The organism is Neptuniibacter pectenicola, assembly GCF_001597735.1.
Classification (GTDB): domain Bacteria; phylum Pseudomonadota; class Gammaproteobacteria; order Pseudomonadales; family Balneatricaceae; genus Neptuniibacter; species Neptuniibacter pectenicola.
This window is the reverse complement of sequence record NZ_LUTS01000123.1, coordinates 1-273: the sequence shown is the minus strand read 5'-3', so window position 1 is coordinate 273 and position 273 is coordinate 1. Positions and strand designations below refer to the sequence as shown.

The following is a 273-nucleotide window of genomic DNA, read 5'->3' as shown; positions in this document are numbered from 1 at the left end:
TCTACACGGTGTCTCCCCGGTTAAGTATCTAAGAACACTAAGATTGTCGCGCACTAACGCGGTCGAAATGGTGGTTGAAAAGCTACTGAATACTGAATCAAAAAAAATCCGCCACGATAATCAAGATAGGATTACCCGAGCTCGTACTCGAGGTTTCGAACACAGTTACCTTAAACACGCGTGTAACCTACCGCTGTTTTTTAGCGGTAATGAACTGAAAGTGGCACTGCTAACAGAAAATAACCAAGACATTTGGCACTACTGGCATGATGA

Annotated in this window: 1 protein-coding gene; it reads left to right on the top strand. The window is 43.6% G+C overall.

Annotated features, from left to right (window positions below):
* Nucleotides 1-43: 43 nt before the first annotated feature.
* The coding region (locus A3773_RS18450) for a hypothetical protein (protein WP_231902239.1) at nucleotides 44-273 on the top strand (230 nt) is incomplete at its 3' end.